The organism is Geminisphaera colitermitum TAV2 (assembly GCF_000171235.2).
Classification (GTDB): Bacteria; Verrucomicrobiota; Verrucomicrobiia; order Opitutales; family Opitutaceae; genus Geminisphaera; species Geminisphaera colitermitum.
Genome location: NZ_ABEA03000094.1, coordinates 142942 through 160400, shown reverse-complemented (window position 1 = coordinate 160400; position 17459 = coordinate 142942). Strand labels below are relative to the sequence as shown.

The 17459-nt window shown below is 61.8% G+C and carries 12 protein-coding genes; 6 read left to right on the top strand and 6 right to left on the bottom strand.

Annotated features, from left to right (window positions below; translation table 11 throughout):
* The first annotated feature begins 103 nt into the window (after nt 1–103).
* The 6 genes from OBACDRAFT_RS10760 (at nt 104) to eutC (ending at nt 8205) form a co-directional block, all read left to right on the top strand.
* A complete protein-coding gene (locus tag OBACDRAFT_RS10760; protein ID WP_232766998.1) occupies nt 104–2593 on the top strand; it encodes a heavy metal translocating P-type ATPase in 2490 nt (829 codons plus the stop codon).
* Between the two features lie 186 nt (nt 2594–2779).
* Nucleotides 2780–3820: a TRAP transporter substrate-binding protein gene (locus tag OBACDRAFT_RS10755; protein WP_043585430.1), complete on the top strand. Its 1041-nt coding sequence runs from the start codon at nt 2780–2782 to the stop codon at nt 3818–3820.
* Nucleotides 3821–3907: 87 nt separating this feature from the next.
* The gene (locus OBACDRAFT_RS10750; protein WP_232766997.1) at nt 3908–4621 is read left to right on the top strand and encodes a TRAP transporter small permease subunit; all 714 of its coding nucleotides are present in this window, start codon (nt 3908–3910) and stop codon (nt 4619–4621) included.
* Nucleotides 4622–4657: 36 nt separating this feature from the next.
* Nucleotides 4658–5983 carry a TRAP transporter large permease gene (locus OBACDRAFT_RS10745; protein WP_043585429.1) on the top strand — a complete coding sequence of 442 codons (1326 nt, stop codon included), beginning with the start codon at nt 4658–4660 and terminating at the stop codon, nt 5981–5983.
* 4 nt (nt 5984–5987) lie between these two features.
* Entirely contained in the window at nt 5988–7355 is a 1368-nt protein-coding gene (locus OBACDRAFT_RS10740) for an ethanolamine ammonia-lyase subunit EutB (protein ID WP_043585428.1), read from the top strand.
* Nucleotides 7336–8205: an ethanolamine ammonia-lyase subunit EutC gene (gene eutC / locus OBACDRAFT_RS10735; protein ID WP_081721958.1), complete on the top strand. Its 870-nt coding sequence runs from the start codon at nt 7336–7338 to the stop codon at nt 8203–8205. The genes OBACDRAFT_RS10740 and eutC overlap by 20 nt, the downstream gene beginning before the upstream one ends.
* A 96-nt stretch (nt 8206–8301) precedes the next feature.
* Here eutC and OBACDRAFT_RS29665 read toward each other — a convergent pair whose 3' ends face one another.
* The 6 genes from OBACDRAFT_RS29665 to OBACDRAFT_RS10710 all read right to left on the bottom strand — a co-directional run bounded on the left by OBACDRAFT_RS29665 (nt 8302) and on the right by OBACDRAFT_RS10710 (nt 17363).
* Entirely contained in the window at nt 8302–8952 is a 651-nt protein-coding gene (locus OBACDRAFT_RS29665) for a putative globular PEP-CTERM protein (protein WP_043585427.1), read from the bottom strand.
* 71 nt (nt 8953–9023) lie between these two features.
* Nucleotides 9024–11120, bottom strand: coding sequence for a hypothetical protein (locus OBACDRAFT_RS10725; RefSeq protein ID WP_043585426.1), 2097 nt, complete (start codon nt 11118–11120; stop codon nt 9024–9026).
* Nucleotides 11121–11898: 778 nt separating this feature from the next.
* Nucleotides 11899–12471 (bottom strand): GNAT family N-acetyltransferase, encoded by a 573-nt coding sequence (locus tag OBACDRAFT_RS10720; RefSeq protein ID WP_043585425.1) that lies wholly within the window; start codon nt 12469–12471, stop codon nt 11899–11901.
* Between the two features lie 51 nt (nt 12472–12522).
* Nucleotides 12523–13620 carry a uroporphyrinogen decarboxylase family protein gene (locus OBACDRAFT_RS10715; RefSeq protein ID WP_081721957.1) on the bottom strand — a complete coding sequence of 366 codons (1098 nt, stop codon included), beginning with the start codon at nt 13618–13620 and terminating at the stop codon, nt 12523–12525.
* A 77-nt stretch (nt 13621–13697) separates the two neighbouring features.
* Nucleotides 13698–13823, bottom strand: a complete 126-nt coding sequence (locus tag OBACDRAFT_RS30690; RefSeq protein WP_269799065.1) for a hypothetical protein — start codon at nt 13821–13823, stop codon at nt 13698–13700.
* 147 nt (nt 13824–13970) lie between these two features.
* On the bottom strand, nt 13971–17363 hold the full coding sequence (locus OBACDRAFT_RS10710) for a glycoside hydrolase family 2 TIM barrel-domain containing protein (RefSeq protein ID WP_043585422.1): 3393 nt from the start codon (nt 17361–17363) through the stop codon (nt 13971–13973).
* Between the last annotated feature and the right edge of the window lie 96 nt (nt 17364–17459).

Genomic DNA, 17459 nt, shown 5'->3' with positions numbered 1-17459 from the left:
AGCGGCGGCATTCTCGTCGTCACCCTCCCCCCCCCCCCCTCCCCCCTTGCGAAGAAGTTTTGCCGTCCCGCCGCGCGCGTGTTGCGCTCCCGGCAACCGGCTCATGACAACTACCAACAAAAACAGCCCTGCTTGCATCCACTGCGGCGTGCCGGTGGCACCGGGTGAACGGTTTTGTTGCGCAGGGTGCGCGTTCGTTTACCGGCTGATTCGCGAGGAGGGGTTGGATGCGTTTTACCAGATCAAGGACGGTGTCACTCCGCCTGCCGATGCGGTGCTCCAGCCCGCCCGCGATTTTGCCTGGCTGGCCGAGGCGCAGCGAACGGCGGAGGCGGGCGTCGCGTCGGAACTCGTCGTGGCGATCCAAGGCATCTCGTGCGCGGGCTGCGTGTGGTTGATCGAACGGCTTTTCAGCAAACAACCGGGCGCGGGGCGCATCGACATCAACGCGCAAACCGGGCTGGCCCGGATGCGCTGGCAGACGGGCTCCGCCGGCACCGCGAACGCGGCAGACGCAACGAACGCCGGCGGAGGCGGCGGACGGTTTGAGGCGGCGGAGTTCGCGCGGGTGTTGCAGAGATTCAACTACCTGATCGGTCCCGCCGACCTGTCGCGCCCGGCGGCGGGGACGTCGGAGAGCCGGGGTCTCGTCAAACGGATAGGATTGTGCGCGGCGTTTGCGATGAACGTCATGCTTTTCGCACTACCGGCTTATTTTGGCATGGAGGCGGGCTTCGCCTACGCGCGCCTGTTCGAGACGCTCGCCATGCTCTTCGCCACGGCGAGTCTGGCGGCGGGCGGCGTCTACTTCCTGCGCCGCGCATGGCGCGCCCTCCGCGAACACGTGCTGCATATCGACCTGCCCATCGCACTGGGCATCGCGGGCGCATACGGCGGTTCGTTCTATGGCTGGGCCACGGCCAACCCGGAGTGCCAGTATTTCGATTTCGTGAGCGGGTTCATCCTCCTGATGCTGGTCGGACGCTGGGCGCAACTGGCGGCGGTGGAGCGCAACCAGCGCCGGCTGTTGCGCGAACAACCGCTGGCCGCGCGCGTGCGGCTGTTGCGAAGCGATTCCGATGTATCGGCGGAATCACTACGCATTGGCGACGTGTTCGAGATCGGCTCCGGGCACGTGGTCCCGGTGGAGTCGCGCCTTTTGGCGGGGGGGGGGGGGGAGGAGGGGGCGTTGGCCGCGTTTAACCTCGCCTGGATCACCGGCGAATCGGAACCGCGAACGTTCCTCGCCGGACAGCGCGTGCCGGCGGGGGCCACTTATGCGGGGCGGACACGCGTGCGGCTCGAGGCGGTGCAGACATGGAAGGGCTCGTTGCTGGCGGAATTGATGCGCGAACCGGAACGGGCGCCGGCGCGCGATTTGCTGATCGAACGGGTCATCCAAGGGTATCTGATTGCGATCATTGGCATTGCGGTCGCCGCGGGCGCGGCGTGGTGGTGGCGCACGGGCGGGAACCTGCCGGCCACGGGCGCGGTGGTCATTGCCATCCTCGTCGTGTCGTGCCCCTGCGCGCTGGGACTGGCATTCCCGCTGGCCGAGGAGATCGCCACGGTGGCCTTGCGCAAACGCGGGGTGTTCATCCGCGCGCGCGATGTATGGACGCGCCTCCGCCGCGTGCGCACCCTCGCGTTCGACAAGACGGGCACGCTCACTCTGGAAACCCCGGTGCTGCAAAACCCCGCCGCGCTCGACTCGCTCGACGCCGACGCCCAAGCCGCGCTCATGGCGCTCACGCGCGACAACCTGCATCCGGTGGGTCGCGCGCTCTACGAGGCCGCGCTCGTGCGCGGCTGGAACAACGCCGACGCCCTGCCCGGCGAAGTGCGCGAAGTCGTGGGCCACGGCGTGACACTCGGCGGCTGGTCACTGGAACGCGAAGACGCCGCCACGGTGCTGCGTCTGAATGTGGCGCGGGCGTCCCGCCCGCTTGTTCTCCAAAATGCGGATGGTCCTGCCCGACACGAACCGGACCGGGGCCCGGCGCTCCCAGCGGGCGGGACGCCCGCGCCACGCATCGCCGCCCGCTTTTATTTTGCCGACGCCGCCCGGGCCGACGCCCGCACCGAACTCGCCGCCCTGCGCGCGCGCGGGCTGGGCGTGACCATCCTGAGCGGCGACAGTCCGGAGAAAGTCGCCGCGCTGGCCCGCTCGCTCGACCTGCCGGAAGGCGCGGCGCTGGGCGGACTCTCGCCGCACGACAAGGCGGCATGGCTCGACAGTCATGGAGCGGCGGATACACTGATGCTCGGCGACGGCGCCAACGACAGCCTGGCCTTCGACCGCGCGCTCTGCCGGGGCACGCCGGTGATCCATCGCGGCGTGCTGGGGCAAAAGGCTGATTTCTATTACCTGGGCCGGGGCATCGCGGGCATCCGCGCCCTGCTGGAGATGAACGACGCGCGCCACCGCACGCACCTGGCGCTGCTTGTATTCATGATCCTCTACAATCTGTTTGCCGTGGGACTGGCGGCGACGGGACACATGAGCCCGTTGCTCGCGGCGGTGCTCATGCCTCTGAGTTCGCTGGCCACGCTGGGCATCGTTTACCTCGGTTTGTTCCGCCGGCTGCGCTGACCGGGGCGCTTCAACATCAATAAATAGCGCGCCTCCTTATCGGGGGCGGTCGGTTTTCTTATGCCGTTAATGGCGAATACGCGCCTGGTTATCGTGAGATTTCCCGGGGCGGTGGCATGGGGTGTGCTCTCTTGGTGTCGAACCATCCAACATCAATCCAGCACTCAGAGACTGGGAAACTACCATATGAACAAACGTGAATTCTTAAAAAGGGCGGGCTTGGGCGTGGCGGCGGCGGTGACCGCCCCCTATATCATGGGCGCGAAAAAAACCATCAAGTGGCGCCTGCAAACCTACGCGGGGTCGGCTCTTGGTGAGCATGTCGTCAAGCCGGCCGTCGATGCGTTCAACAAGGCGGCCAACGGTGAGATGGTCATTGAGCTTTACTACGCCGACCAACTCGTGCCGACCAGCGAGCTTTTCCGCGCCATGCAAAAGGGAACCATCGACGCCGTGCAGAGCGATGACGACTCGATGAACTCGCCCGCCGATGTCCGTGTTTTCGGCGGTTATTTCCCGTTCGCCTCCCGCTACAGCCTCGATGTGCCCGCACTCTTCTACAAGTTCGGCCTCGATAAGATATGGAAGGAATCCTACGACGACATCAAAGGCGGCGGCGTTACCTGGCTGAGCGCCGGCGCATGGGATCCCTGCCACTTTGCCACCACCAAGCCCATTAACAGCCTGGCCGACCTGAAGGGCAAAAAAGTGTATACCTTCCCAACCGCCGGCAAGTTCCTGACCAAGTTCGGCGTAGTGCCTGTCACACTACCCTATGAGGACGTGCAAATGGCGCTGCGCACCGGCGAACTCGATGGCGTGGCCTGGTCGGGCATCACCGAGGACTACACGGTGGGCTGGGCGGACGCGACGAAGTATTTCCTCACCAACAACCTCTCCGGCGCCTGGATTGGTCATTTTTTTGCCAATACCAAGGCGTGGGAGGCCGTCCCCGGCCATCTCAAGACGCTTTTCCAACTCTGCATGGACAGTTCGCACTACTATCGCCAGCACTGGTACTGGGCGGGTGAAGCCGACCTGCGCGTCAATGGCTCGAAGCTGCAACTCACCGCCATCCCCGACGCCGAATGGCAGACGGTCGAGGACGAGGCGGTGAAATTCTGGGACGAGATCGCCAAGGAAAGCCCGCGCGCGGCCAAGGTCGTGGAAATCTTCCGCAACTACAACGTGCTCATGGGCAAGGCGGGCCGCCCCTATCGTTATTGATCTGCCGGCCTTGCCACCTTCGCAGGACGCCGGCCTGCCCGGCCTCCTGATTCCATCGCCCTTATCTCCTTTTATTCACACACTGTTATGACCGACTCCGAGACAACCACCAACGGCCTGAGCGCCGCATCTGCGACGACCGCGGAGGATATGATCCCCTCCTTCCTCCAGACGCTGCGGGACAAGTTTGCCAATCCGGTCTCGCTTCCAGACCTGCTCGCGGACGGCAGGCTGACGGCCCTCCTCCTGCGCTGGCTGCGCTCCTACGTCAAAACGATCAACAAGATCAACTACGCCGTCGGGCACGTGGCGATGTACTTGCTCGTGGCGTTGCTCGGCATTCTGGTTTGGTCGATCGTGGCCAAGGGCATCCAAAGTCCATCTCTCTGGGTGATGGAGATGGCGCAATTTACGATGGCCGCCTACTACCTGCTCGGCGCGGGCTTTTCCATGCAGCAGGGGGCGCATGTGCGGATGGACTTTTTGTATGAAAAGTGGTCGCCCCGCCGCCGCTCGCTGGTGGATTCCATCACCAGTGTATTCATGATTTTCTATCTGGTGATGCTCGTCATCGGCGGATGGGGCAGCAGTGCCGACGCCATTATTTACGAACAGCGCAACCGCTCGGTTTGGGCGCCCTACATGGCCCCGATCAAAATCATCATGACCACCGGCATGTTCCTCATGCTGCTGCAAGCCACCGCCGAGTTGATCAAGGACATCTGCCGCGCCTGCAAAATCGAGCTGCTCCCGGAAACGCCCGCCTCCTCACAGCAGGAGGAGGATGCCGCCTCCGCATAACGCACGAAACATTACCTTGGCCAAAGGCCGTTGCGGATGAGTCCCACGCTTGTCATTCTATTGATGTTTTCGACGCTGATGCTGCTCATGATGACGGGGCAGCGCGTGTTCGGAGTCATGGGTTTTGTCGGTGTCGTTTGCGCCCTGTTTTTGTGGGGGGAAAATTGGGACACCGGCATGGGTTTCAACGCCGCGATCAAGCTCTTCAACTGGTACCCGATGCTCACGCTGCCCATGTTCATTTTCATGGGCTACATGATCTCGGAATCCGGCGTGGCCAACGACCTTTACCGGGCCTTGCACATCTGGACGGGCGGGCTGCGGGGCGGGCTCGCCCTCGGCACCATGGTGCTCATGGTGCTCATCTCCTGCATGAACGGGCTCAGCGTGGCGGGCATGGCCATCGGTTGCAGCGTGGCGCTGCCCGAACTGGTCAAGCGCAACTACGACAAGCGCATGATAAGCGGCATCATCCAGGCGGGCAGTTCGCTGGGCATTCTCACGCCGCCCAGCGTGGTGCTGGTGCTCTACGGCATGATTGCCCGCCAGTCGATCGAGGATCTCTGGCTGGCCGGCGTCATGCCGGGCCTGCTGCTGGCGGGCCTGTTCATAATTTACATCGCCGTTCGCTGCTGGCTTCAGCCTGAACTCGGTCCGGCCCTCCCCCCCTCCGAGCGCAACTTTTCGTGGGGCGAAAAATTCCGTGTGCTCAGCGCCGGCGTCATTCCGCTGGCGCTCATGCTGCTCGTCATTGGCTCGTTTTTCTTCGGCCTAACCAGCTTGGTGGAAAGCTCGGCCGTGGGCGCGCTTGGCGCCCTGCTCATCGCCTGGTTCAGAAAGCGCCTGACGAAAAAGGTATTCTACAACAGCCTTCTCCAGACGCTCAACGGCAGCGCCATGTTCATGTGGATCATGATGGCGGCGCTCGCCTTCGCGGCGGTGTTCGACGGACTCGGCGCCGTGCGCTCCATCGAAGGCCTGTTCCTCAACGACTGGGGCCTCTCGCCATGGACGGTGCTCATCCTCATGCAGGTGTCCTTCATCATCCTCGGCATCTTCCTGGACGACACGGCCATGCTCGTCATCGTCGCGCCGCTCTACATCCCGCTCATCACAAAACTCGGTTTCAGCCCCATCTGGTTCGGCGTGCTCTACACCATCACCTGCCAGATCGCCTACCTGACTCCGCCTTTTGGATACAACCTGTTTCTCATGCGCGCCATGTCGCCGCCCGAGTTCACGATCCGCGACATCTACGCGTCGATCGTTCCGTTTGTGGCGATCATGCTTCTCTCCATGGCGCTCATCATGATGTTCCCGCAAATCGCGTTGTGGCTGCCGGAGCTGTTCAAGGCAAAGTAAGCCCATGACCACCGGCCGCCACCACTTCGGCTCCCTGCGCGAACTCATGGCCAAGGCCACGCCGCTGCGCTCGGGCGACGTGCTCGCGGGCGTGGCCGCCGCCAACGCCGAGGAACGCGCCGCCGCCCAACAGTGCCTCGCCGACGTGCCGCTGGCTCGCTTTCTTGAGGACCTGCTCATCCCCTACGAAGACGATGCCGTGACGCGGCTCATCATCGACACACACGACCGCGCCGCCTTCGCGCCGGTCGCCGGTTTGTCGGTCGGCGAATTCCGCGACTGGCTGCTGCGCTACGAGACCGACCACACCGTGCTCACCGCGCTCGCCCCCGGACTCACACCCGAAATGGTCGCCGCCGTCTCCAAACTGATGAGCAACCAGGACCTCATCCTCGTGGCGAAAAAATGCCGCGTCGTCACCGCCTTTCGCAACACCATCGGTCTGCCCGGCCGCCTCTCCGTGCGCCTCCAGCCCAACCACCCGACCGACGACCCGCAAGGCATCGCCGCCTCCATGCTCGATGGACTTCTCTACGGTTGCGGCGACGCTGTCATCGGCATCAACCCGGCCACCGACAGCGTACCCACGATGGAAGCGCTCCTGCACCTGATCGACGAACTCATTCACCGCTACGAAATTCCCACGCAGTCGTGCGTGCTCGCACACGTGACCAACGCCATCGAAGTCATGAACCGCGGCGCGCCCGTGGACCTCGTTTTCCAATCCATCGCCGGCACCGAGGCGGCCAACCGCAGCTTCGGTGTCACGCTCCCGGTCCTCGCCGAGGCGCGCGACGCCGCCCTCGCGCTGCGGCGCGGCACGGTCGGCGACAACGTCATGTACTTCGAGACCGGCCAAGGCTCCGCGCTTTCCGCCGGCGCGCACCACGGCGTGGACCAGCAGACCTGCGAAGTCCGCGCCTATGCCGTGGCCCGCCCGTTCAAACCGCTGCTCGTCAACACTGTCGTCGGCTTCATCGGCCCCGAATATCTCTACGACGGCAAACAAATCATCCGCGCCGGGCTGGAGGACCACTGTTGCGGCAAACTCCTCGGCCTGCCGATGGGCTGCGACATCTGCTACACCAACCACGCCGAGGCCGACCAGGACGACATGGACAACCTGCTCACGCTCCTCGGCGTCGCCGGCTGCACCTACATCATGGGCATCCCCGGAGCCGACGACATCATGCTCGGCTACCAGTCCACCTCGTATCACGACAGCCACTACATCCGCCAGGTGCTCGGCCTGCGTCCCGCGCCCGAGTTCGAAGCGTGGCTGGAAAAAATGCGCATCGTCGCCGGCGGACGCCGCCTGCTGCCCGTTGCGCCAACCCACGCGCTGCTCGCCGATGACCGACTCGCCGGATAGCCCCCCCCCCCCCCCCCCCCCTGTCGCTTCCGCGCGTCCGCTGGCACCGGCGCACGGACGCGATCCATGGGCCGCGCTGCAACGCTACACCGCCGCGCGCATCGCGCTTGGCCGGACCGGAGGCAGCCAGCGCACGGAATCGGTGCTCGATTTCCGCCTCGCCCACGCCCGCGCCCGCGACGCCGTCCACGCCCCGCTCGATCTCGACGGACTCGCGCAACAATTCACACAACACGGCCTCGCCACCGAACGTCTCACCACCGCCGTCAGCGACCGGGCGTCCTACCTCGTGCGTCCCGATCTTGGCCGCCGTCTCGACGAAGCCTCGCGCACGCGCCTCCGCACGCTCGCCGCGCAGTGGGACCGCCGCGACCTGGCGATCATCGTCTCCGACGGCCTCGCCGCGCAAGCCGCCACGCGTCATGCCGTGGAGACTACAACACGCCTCGCCGGCCTCCTCACCGCCGCCGGATGGACGCTTTATCCGATCCTGCTCGTGCCGTTTGGCCGTGTAAAATTGCAGGATGAAATCGGCGGCATCCTCGGCGCACGTCACGCGCTCATGCTTCTCGGCGAACGCCCCGGCCTGGGTTCGCCCGACAGCCTTGGCGCTTATTTCACGCATTATCCGCGCGAGGAATGCACGGATGCCGACCGCAACTGCATTTCCAACATTCGTCCCGAAGGACTCTCGCCGGTCGCCGCCGCGCGCAAACTCGCCCGCCTGTTGCTTGAATCCGCCCGCCTCGGCGTGAGCGGCGTGGCACTCAAGGATATGGGAACCTCCGGCACACTGGAAACGTCACCGGCAGACGACACCAATCTCCCTAAAAATCATTCGGCAACGTAAACCTCCGAATGTGGCATCGCCCCCCGCAAAGTGCGGATGCCCGAAATGGATAGTGAATGAGTCGGGCTCTTGCGGACCCGACTCATTCACAATTCGTCAACTGCGTCGGCCACGGCGTGCCGCCACGTAGGCCAGCAACGCCAACCCGGCGATAGCCGCATACGTCGAGGGCTCCGGAACTGCCGTGACGCCGAGCGTCAGCGAAGACGTAGTGAAACTTTCGACCACCCCTGTGGCAAATGCACCACTGGGGGTTGATGTCATCGATCCATAGAGAATTCCCTGTTCCACACTGGTGCCTGCCACGAGATCCCACTGGTCGGCCCAATAGGCGATGCTCAGTCCATCAACATATGCCTGCGTGAGCGGACCGTCATTGTATTTGAAAATCCGAACCTCAAAGTCATAGGATGTGGTCGGAGCAATGGGGACATTCCCGTTAACCAGTTCGCCCGTTCTCTCAGACGTATCCCACTGGAAGAAACCTTCCAGTCCCTCACCGGGCAGAATATCCGCAGCGTCCAGAAAAGTTGACGCGCCATAGCACGTCAATGTTCCGGGGTCCGATGCCCCATACCAAAAGGTGGCCACATACCCCAATGCGGCCGAAGCCCGGGGACCTGCAGCAGTATAAACCGGAGTTTCATCCACTCCTATATCCGCAATATTAGACCAAAACAGATTTGAATCTGCCTGAACCCACACTGAAGACGCCAGTAGGGCAGCCATGCTTATTAGTTTTTTCATATATTTACCATGTTATAGATTACAGTTCGTTCTTCGGGTTTGCTGAAAATAGATCAGCAAAATTATTATATTTATTGCACAGTGTAAATCACCTCGAACCCGTCTGTGGTGGACAGACTTAATCTTTCGGTGAACTCTCTGGCCGTAGTCGGAGTATAATTGATGGCCTCGCCTACCGATACTGCTTGGATGGCTGGCTTCCATGAACCGAGCGAGTAGGAAGATTGGCTCCAGCTTGCGTCTGTCTTGTTCATATAGTTAACCCTGTCGTTGGTGGCCTTGGAAATACCCAACGAATCCGGCAGCCCGGAAATGGGGGCCCAAGAGGCAAAATAATTGCTTCCACCAGCAGTCAATGAATGGGTCACTTGTCCTGCTGTGATCACCCCAGTGATGTTGATATTCACAGCACTTGCGGCGGCTTTGACTGTCGCTATGGTGCCAAACGGTAGCTCAAGATTGGGATTGCCCCACCCACTCAGCGATTTGCTGCTGCTGGCTCCGGCAACGCCATCGCGATCGTGAATCCACACGACGGTTCCATTGGGTGCGCCGCTGAACAGCGTCCCTACCAAACTTGTCGCCTGGGCTTTCTGCACTTGGATTGAAATCAGGCGCGTTGCTCTCGCGGGTACGCTCACGGTGTAGCGGCCCGCCACGTTCGTCGAATACCTGGCGTCATCGTTGATCGTCGTGCCGTCCAGCTCATCGGCGCTCGTCACCAAACGGTAAAACTCCGCCGTGGCCGCACCCTTCTCAAAGGTCAGCGTCGCCGTGCCGTCTTCCTCAATTTGACCGGCAGTGTCAGACACAAAAGTCCAGCTATCAGCAGCACCAAGCAAGTTGCTGGAGCTGTAAAGGGCATAGTAGTTCCCAGCACCACCGTGTACATCAATCGTGATCGTGTTACCGCTGACCACCGGCTCGCCCAGTGTCGCAGGCGTGACGTCGCCGTCGATCACCTGCACCCAGATGGAGTTGCCTTGGACATATGCATAGGCGAACCTGCCAGAGTCCTCCAGAACCAGAGACCCATCTTCATCGAACGTCGTTAAAAGGATCGTGAACAGGTCGTTGATATTATCGACACTATAGTCATCGCCTAAAACGATATTCGCCGCACGGATCAGCTCATATGCCTGACCGCTCTCGAAATCCACCAAGGCCAAGTTCAGCCCCGTTGCTGGCAGCCCGGTATACTCGTCCGATTCCCAAGCTGCCTCTGTCACGTTGGTCAGATCAAGCGTCATGCCTTCGCCAAGAACGATATTACTGCCTGCATCGAAGAAGGCGATAGTTGCCCCATCATAAAAGTAAACGTTGCCCTCCTCCCTGTCCAAGGCTGAGGCAGTGTTGATGGCGAGAGTCGAACCCGGGGCGAACCCTCCCCCCACCCCTGTCGTCATGCCGAGAAATAGCTGTGAGTTGCCGGAAAAATAGACCGCGCTAGCCTCGATTGTGGAAGCACCACTGACCGCAAGCTGGCTTAGACCACGATTGCCGAGATCGGGCAGCTCGTCGCTTCCTATCGGCGATATGACTTCAGCTTCAAACAGAAGCTTGATGGCCTCGTTGCCGAACGCAACCGTACCCGCATACTCTCTTAACGCAATTACCCCCGAGGCTTCCCCACCTTGAAGCGGAGGAAGTGTGGCGGCGAGGATACCACCATTGTTGAGCGCCACGATTCCGTCCTCACCGATGCCGGCGCCAAATACCAAATATCCAAGCACTGTGTTATTGATAGTGAGACGGCCATGTCCAACACCCGGGAGGTAATCCTCTCCAATGTCACCATTGCTACCTATCATTCCTCCCATAATGGTGAGACGATCATTGAGGATCAGTCCGCTCGTGGAGTAGGGGTACAACACGTCGCTGTAAACACAAAGTATAGTTGCAGATAAATCCGCAACTTCGGAGCCATTCTCTACGATGGCGGTTGTGCCGTTATCAATTCTTATGAACAATTCTTCGCCGTTGGGCACGCCGGGCTGCGGCTCAGAACTGTTGTCGAGCCAGTTAGTGGGCTCTGACCAAGAAGCATTATTTTGGCCGATCCACTGGCGGCTGGCAAATGCCTGTGCATCAATGCCCGAAAGCAGACCTGTTCCGAGCGCTAGAAGGCCTCGTAACACGAGACCTATTTTTTGTTGTTTGTTTTTCATATTAACTAGAAAAAATCATCGATTGTAATAAACTTGGCATACCATTTATTATTTTATGCCATGTATCATTATTTCTGGCACGACCCATGGCACCGGTATAATCGGTGTCAGCGGTGTCGGGCGCGCCGGAGGCAGTGGCATGGGAACTGTAGGGTGATAAGCTGAGAAAGATAGACGCTCCATCCATTGATAAACCAAATGGATAGGTTCCTCTCCCAAGGGGGGGAGGGAGGAATCTAACTCAACCCTATTGCACAAGAAGCCCTTACGCAACATAGCTATTGCGAAGGCGAAGGGAATCATGTGTAAGGCACAGTGCATGTAATCTGAAAAATGAGGACAGATAGTAGCGACTTCCTCCTGCCCTGAATAGTCCGGTAAACGCCTGATAGCGTCCGAACGGTTGCCCTCAAATGCTTCACCTCTTCCACCCACAACCTGTAGCCGTTGTCTTAACGGTAGGGAGGCCTTTGTGCCCTCTGTCGAGGGCAGCCCTTCGGGCCATCGCCTTCGGCGATGCCATCTCCGCGCTGCTGCGCTCCGTCCGAGGCCTCCGAAACCACGCTCCATCTACCTATGAATTTCGCATCCTCACACCACGCACGGCGGAGGCCTCGGAGAGGCCTCCCTACCAGGTATCAAATGGCTACAGCTTAAATGAAATTGCTCTAACCGTAGAGATGCCTCCCCTACCGAACAGGAATGGATTGCTCTAACACATTGCTGGCGGTGTAGTTCTGACCGTGATCGCCTGGCACTGCCGCAGGCGGGCATCCCGTTAACCGTTGTCCATGACGGGGGCGGCCCATCCTTTGCGATACAGCACATGCGGGCGCAGAGGGTGGTTTTCCGGCACGGCGGGATGCAGGAAATCATCATGCGGGTTGCGCGTGAAACCCAGCCGTTCCATCAACCGGCGCGAACGCCAGTTGGTTTCGGTCGTGAAGGAAACCAGCTCCGGCAGACGCAGCGTGTCGCGCGCATACGTCACCGCCTGCGAGGCAGCAGCGAAGGCAATGCCGCGCCCCCAAAATTCCCGGCGAAACCGCCAGCCAATTTCGACGCACGGCGTGAAATACGTCTCCCAGGCCGGCTCCGCGAGCCCGGTAAAACCGGCAAACTCGCCGTCCACATCCACCGCCCAAAGTCCCCAGCCGCACCGCGCGATGCCAGCGCGTAATTTATCCATAAATACAACGCTCTCGTCGTGGGTGAGTGGCTTCAAAAAATACCGCATCACTTCCGCATCTGCATTCATCGCAGCCAACGGCTCAAGATCGGCGTCGCGCCACGGGCGCAGTTGGACGCATGGAATCGGGAGACAGGAATCGGAAAATTCAGAAGACGTCATCACCAATGCTGATTTACTTGTTTCCTGTTTCTCAAGCTGGTATCGGAAAATCTATGACAATCCTGCGTCCAGACAGGCTTGTTTTATGGCGAGGATGTTTTCAGAGGGAGTGCCGTAGGGGATGACGCCTGTTCCCACGATAAAACCGGGAAACTCCTTGTGAAACCACGCCTCTTGCACCGCCTGCGCGTGAATGCAATCAGGCGTTTGCGTCTCGATCAGACGCGGAGAAATGTTGCGGCGCAGGGCTCGTTTGTATCTGCGGCAAACGTCAAGCCACGGGACGACTTCGGTGGTGAAATCACTCAGCAGATTGTTCGCGCCGGTCTGCGCAAGCAGTTCGGCGATGGGCGTGGTGTTGCCACCGATGACCAGCGGCACGTCGCGCACGCCCTGCGAGGCGGCCCAGTCCACGAGTTTGCGGATTTCCGGAAGCACGAATTGTTCGAACATGGCGGGCGCAATCAGATCGGGCGAGGCCTGCGAATCGAAAATGACCAGCCCGGCGCCGGCATCAATGTAGGCCTTGGCGTATTCGCGGATGATGCGTCCTGAATAATCCAATACAGCGTGCACCCATTCGGGTTCTTCGAGGCACGCCATGAACACCGTGTCGGCACCGGCGAGCGAGATGGCCAGCGAGAAGGGGCCGGAAACCGCGCCGCGCAGCCACAGGTCGTCGCCGAGGGCGCGCCGCACGTTGCGCGCCGCGGCAATGTTGACCGGCATGCGGCCGTCTTTCAGCGGATTGGGTACGGGGGCGTTTTTGAAAAAATCCGGTTCCGTGCCCGCCGCGCCTGTGGCTCCCGCCGTTCCTTCGCCAAGGATGTGACGGCTGATGCTTGGGACGGAGGTGTCGCCTCCTTCGTAATAGGTCACGGTGCAACCGGCGGCCTCGGCCTCGATGTTGTAAACGTCGATGCCCACGGTAAGCGCGTCGGGCGCGAGTGTTTCGTATTCGGCGAGGAGTGCGCGGGTGAGCAGGTTGCTGTCGCGCGAGACCGCCGACGGGGTGCTTTGAACGAACCATGCCTTGTGCTCGTAAATGGCGGGCAGGAACAGGGGCGTTTTCCGGGACGGTTTGCATTGCAACACTGTATTCACTTCTTCACGACTGGCCGTCCGGGGTCTTGGGTTGTCTGGTGTCATGCGCGATTGAATAGAACAAAGCCTGCGTCGCGCCAAAGCAGGAAATCAACAGGTTCCCAACATTAGAGCAGTTTCATTTAAGCGGAGAGGAGAAGTGTGTGTGTGTGGGGGGGGGGGGGGGGGGGGGGCAACTCTGGCGCGTCAGCGTCTGGGACCGCCGGCATCTTGCCGGCAGACGACACGAAGCGTCGTTGGGTCGGCATCAAAAGTGGCGCGGGCGTCTCGCCCGCTGTAGGGGCGTCGCTTGCGACGCCCGCGCCACTTCCTATGGCACGACGGGGTTCCCGCCACGGCGCAACGGGCGCAACGCTGAGAGGCAACAGCAGTGCTGATGGCGTTGCGCCGTGGCGTCATGCCCCCGCGCTGGCGCTCAGCACGTAGCGGAAGGTGTAGCGGTTGGCGTTGAGTTTGTAGCGGGTGAGGGTGTCGGGGCCGCAGCTTTGCGTGCCGAGGCCACGGTGGGCGGCGTCGATGTAGAGGATCGTCTCGGCGCGAGGAGTGAGTTCATGCGCGTGCTTCGCGGTGTAAAGATCCTCCGCCGTGTAATGCGTGGCGTTGAACTCGAAAAACGGCGCGGCATCGAAACGAAGCGCGGGGAGTTGTTTCGCGGTCGCGTTGCGTTTGCCCGCGCGCCCAGAGGGGGGGGGGGGGGGGGCGGCAGGAGCGAGTTCGAGCCAGCGGATGTCGGTGTGGTGGCCGTGTTCCTGCGGCATCACGTAATCAACGTATTCGCCAGTGACGGTGTTTTCATACACACCAACCAGCGTGGAGGCGTGGCGGTCGTTGTAGTTTTCCCAAGGACCGCGTCCGAAGTAGGCGAGTTGTTCGTAGCCGGGGACGAGGTCGAGGCGGACGCCGGCGCGAGGAAGGTCGGTCATGTCGGCGCCGGAGAAAACGATGTCGTTGTCAACGATGAGCGTGCCGTCGGGCAGGAGCGTGTAGCGGTGCGTGTGCGTGCAATCGGTCCAACGGTCGCGTCCGCTGGCGTTGTGGGTGAGCGTCACGGTGACAGTGCCGTCGGCGTTGAGGGTGTGCTTGAAGGCGTTTTTCGCAGCGGGACGGTGTTGGATGGGTTTTTCAATGAGGCCGAGTTTGCGCCAGCGTCCGAGGGCTTTGTTGTCCTGACCGGTCCAGAGTTTGAGGCCGTCGTTGTCGGTGGCGGCGCGGTTGATTTCGACGAGGGGGGCGCGGGCGAGGACTTCGACGCCACGGATGCGGAGCGAGGAGAGGGTGCTGGTGGCACGGTCAAATTGCGCGGCGGTGTTGCCGGCAATAAGGAGCAAGCCGCCGGTGGTCTCTTCGACGATCACGGCGTCGGCGGTGGACGCGGGCTGGGGGGCATGAAGCGGGCGAGACGCCCGCGTCACTTCAGTGAGGGCGAGTTGCTGCCAGGCGATTTCGTGGCCCTTCTTCGCATAAAGGGTGTCCTTGCCGGTGGCGAACCAGACGTTGATGTGCGCCTCGGTATCCGCAGGGACATTACCGATGGAAAGGGAAATCTCCCTCGACTCGCCGGGGGCGAGGTTGAGGGCGGGGAGTTTTTGTTGTCTGGCGAGTTCTCCGTTGAGGAGGAGTTCCCAGGAGCCGTTGAGCCAGCCGAGGGTCGTGAAATCCTGATCGTTGCGAATGCGGATGCGCGCAAGGCCGCGGCGGGCGTTGATGGAAACGAGTTCGATGGCAACGGGCTGCGCGAGGTGCTTGTGCTCCCACATGGCGGGATGCGGGTGACGGTCGGCGGAGACGAGCCCGTCGCACACGAAGTTGGCGTCGTTGGGGGTGTCGCCGAAATCGCCGCCGTAGGCGAACCATTCGCGTCCGTCGGTAGTTTTTTTTCGGATACCGTGGTCAAGCCATTCCCAGATAAAGCCGCCTTGGACGCCGGGTTTGGTCTTGAAGGTGTGGAAGTAGTCGGAGAGGGAGCCGTTGGAGTTGCCCATGGCGTGCGAGTATTCGCAGAGGATGAGCGGGCGCTGGAGGGGGTGGATGGGTGTGTGCGGGACGATGCCGGGGAGGCATTCTTTGCGGTAGGTGGCGCGTTGTTTTTCGAGGGCGGCGGCGGTGGCGTCGTCGATCCAGGGGGCGGAGTGTTTTGAAGGGTTGTAGTGTTTCGTGCAGAGGTCGCTCCAGGCTTCGATTTCGGCGATGCTGGCATACATGGGGCAGATGAGGTCGGTGACGGCGGAGCCGTGCTGCCAGGAGGAGCGGGACTGGCCGGAGATGCCGCCTTCGTAATGGACGAGGCGTGTGGGGTCGTAGGCGCGAATCCAGCCGGCGGCGGCGTCATGGTTGGCTCCGTGGCCGGATTCGTTGCCAAGGGACCAGGCGATGATGGCGGGGTGGTTTTGGTCGCGGATGACCATGCGCATGGGGCGGTCGAGCCAGGGAGTGGCGTAGCGGGGGTCGTGGCAGAGTTCGTTGTGGAAGTCGTGCGATTCGATGTTGGCTTCGTCGATGACGTAGAGGCCGAAGCGGTCGCAGAGGTCGAGCCAGCGTGGGTCGTTGGGGTAGTGCGAGGTGCGGACGGCGTTGAAGTTGAATTGCTTCATCAGCGTGACGTCGCGGAGGAGGGTTTCGTAGGGGACGGCCTTGCCGAAGTCGGGGTGGTGGTCGTGGCGGTTGACGCCTTTGATGAGGACGCGGCGGCCGTTGATGAGGAGGTCGCGGCCGGAGATTTCAACGCGTCGGAAACCGATGCGGATGGCGGCGTGCTCTTCGCCGTGCGGGGATTTTACGCTGATGAGAGCGGTGTAGAGCGCGGGGGTTTCATGCGACCAGGGGCGGAGTCTGGCGGGGGGGATGTCGGCCTGAAAACGGGCAATGTAACGGGTGAGGTTCCAGGCACCGCGTTTGGAAACGACGGGCTGTTGAAGTGGTTTCTTGAATACAGGTTTGCCGGCAGGGTCGAGGAGCTGGAGGGTGACGGTGGCGTCTTCGTGGAGGCCGTCGGTGTATGCGAGGCGGGCGTCGAGCTGGAGGGTGGCGCTGCGGTTGTCCTCGTGGAGGGTCGGTATTGCGTGGATGTCGGCGAGGTGGGTGCGCGGGGTGGCGTAAAGGAACACTTCGCGGTGGAGACCGGAGAGCCACCACATGTCTTGGTCTTCGATGAAGGAGGCGTCGGACCATTTGATGACGACGGCGAGGAGTTCGTTTTCACGTTTGTCGCCGGCGGGGTGGAGGGCGGGGGTGATGTCGAACTCCGCGGGAAGGCGGGCGTCTTTGCTGAGGCCGATGGCGGTGCCGTTCACGTAAACGGCGAGGACGCTGTCCGCGCCGCCGAAGTGGGCGACGATGCGCTGGTTTTTCCAGGCTGCGGGGGTGGCAAAGGTTTTGCGGAAGATGGCGGTGGGGTTCTGCTGCGGGACGTGCGGGGGCTCATCGCGGAAGGGCATCACGATGTTGGAATAGTGGGGTTTGCCGTGGCCCTGGCATTCGAGGCTGCCGGGGACGGTGATGGGTGTCCAGCCGGCGGCGTCGGCGGATGCTGTTGCGGAGCCGGTGGCGCGGGTGGTGTGGTCGTCGATGAAGCGCTGGGCGTCGGCGGGGGTGGGTTCGATGCGGAGTTGCCAGGTGCCGTCAAGCGTGAGGCGGCGAGGGTGTTTGGGCGCGGCGGCGTTTTGGGGTTCGAGGAGCGCGAGAGCTTGTTTTGTCGTGGCGCAGGCGTGGAAGGTCGCGCGGGGGGCGAGTTTGTTGAGGGAGGTAAGCTCGGGAGTTTCCCAAGCGTTGATGAGGCCGTTTTTGATCATGACGTGAGGAAAGTGTCGCGGATGCAGTTGGTGCGGAAAAATAAAGCAACGAGCTTACGCATGACTGCACGCGGGTTGGCGACTGCAAAAGGGCAG

Excerpts from the sequence above, each read along its gene's own strand:
- OBACDRAFT_RS10760 (WP_232766998.1), top strand. The coding sequence starts at position 104 with ATGACAACTACCAACAAAAACAGCCCTGCTTGCATCCACTGCGGCGTG.
- OBACDRAFT_RS10755 (WP_043585430.1), top strand. The coding sequence starts at position 2,780 with ATGAACAAACGTGAATTCTTAAAAAGGGCGGGCTTGGGCGTGGCGGCG.
- OBACDRAFT_RS10750 (WP_232766997.1), top strand. The coding sequence starts at position 3,908 with ATGACCGACTCCGAGACAACCACCAACGGCCTGAGCGCCGCATCTGCG.
- OBACDRAFT_RS10745 (WP_043585429.1), top strand. The coding sequence starts at position 4,658 with ATGAGTCCCACGCTTGTCATTCTATTGATGTTTTCGACGCTGATGCTG.
- OBACDRAFT_RS10740 (WP_043585428.1), top strand. The coding sequence starts at position 5,988 with ATGACCACCGGCCGCCACCACTTCGGCTCCCTGCGCGAACTCATGGCC.
- eutC (WP_081721958.1), top strand. The coding sequence starts at position 7,336 with ATGACCGACTCGCCGGATAGCCCCCCCCCCCCCCCCCCCCCTGTCGCT.
- OBACDRAFT_RS29665 (WP_043585427.1), bottom strand. The coding sequence starts at position 8,952 with ATGAAAAAACTAATAAGCATGGCTGCCCTACTGGCGTCTTCAGTGTGG.
- OBACDRAFT_RS10725 (WP_043585426.1), bottom strand. The coding sequence starts at position 11,120 with ATGAAAAACAAACAACAAAAAATAGGTCTCGTGTTACGAGGCCTTCTA.
- OBACDRAFT_RS10720 (WP_043585425.1), bottom strand. The coding sequence starts at position 12,471 with ATGACGTCTTCTGAATTTTCCGATTCCTGTCTCCCGATTCCATGCGTC.
- OBACDRAFT_RS10715 (WP_081721957.1), bottom strand. The coding sequence starts at position 13,620 with ATGACACCAGACAACCCAAGACCCCGGACGGCCAGTCGTGAAGAAGTG.
- OBACDRAFT_RS30690 (WP_269799065.1), bottom strand. The coding sequence starts at position 13,823 with ATGCCGACCCAACGACGCTTCGTGTCGTCTGCCGGCAAGATGCCGGCG.
- OBACDRAFT_RS10710 (WP_043585422.1), bottom strand. The coding sequence starts at position 17,363 with ATGATCAAAAACGGCCTCATCAACGCTTGGGAAACTCCCGAGCTTACC.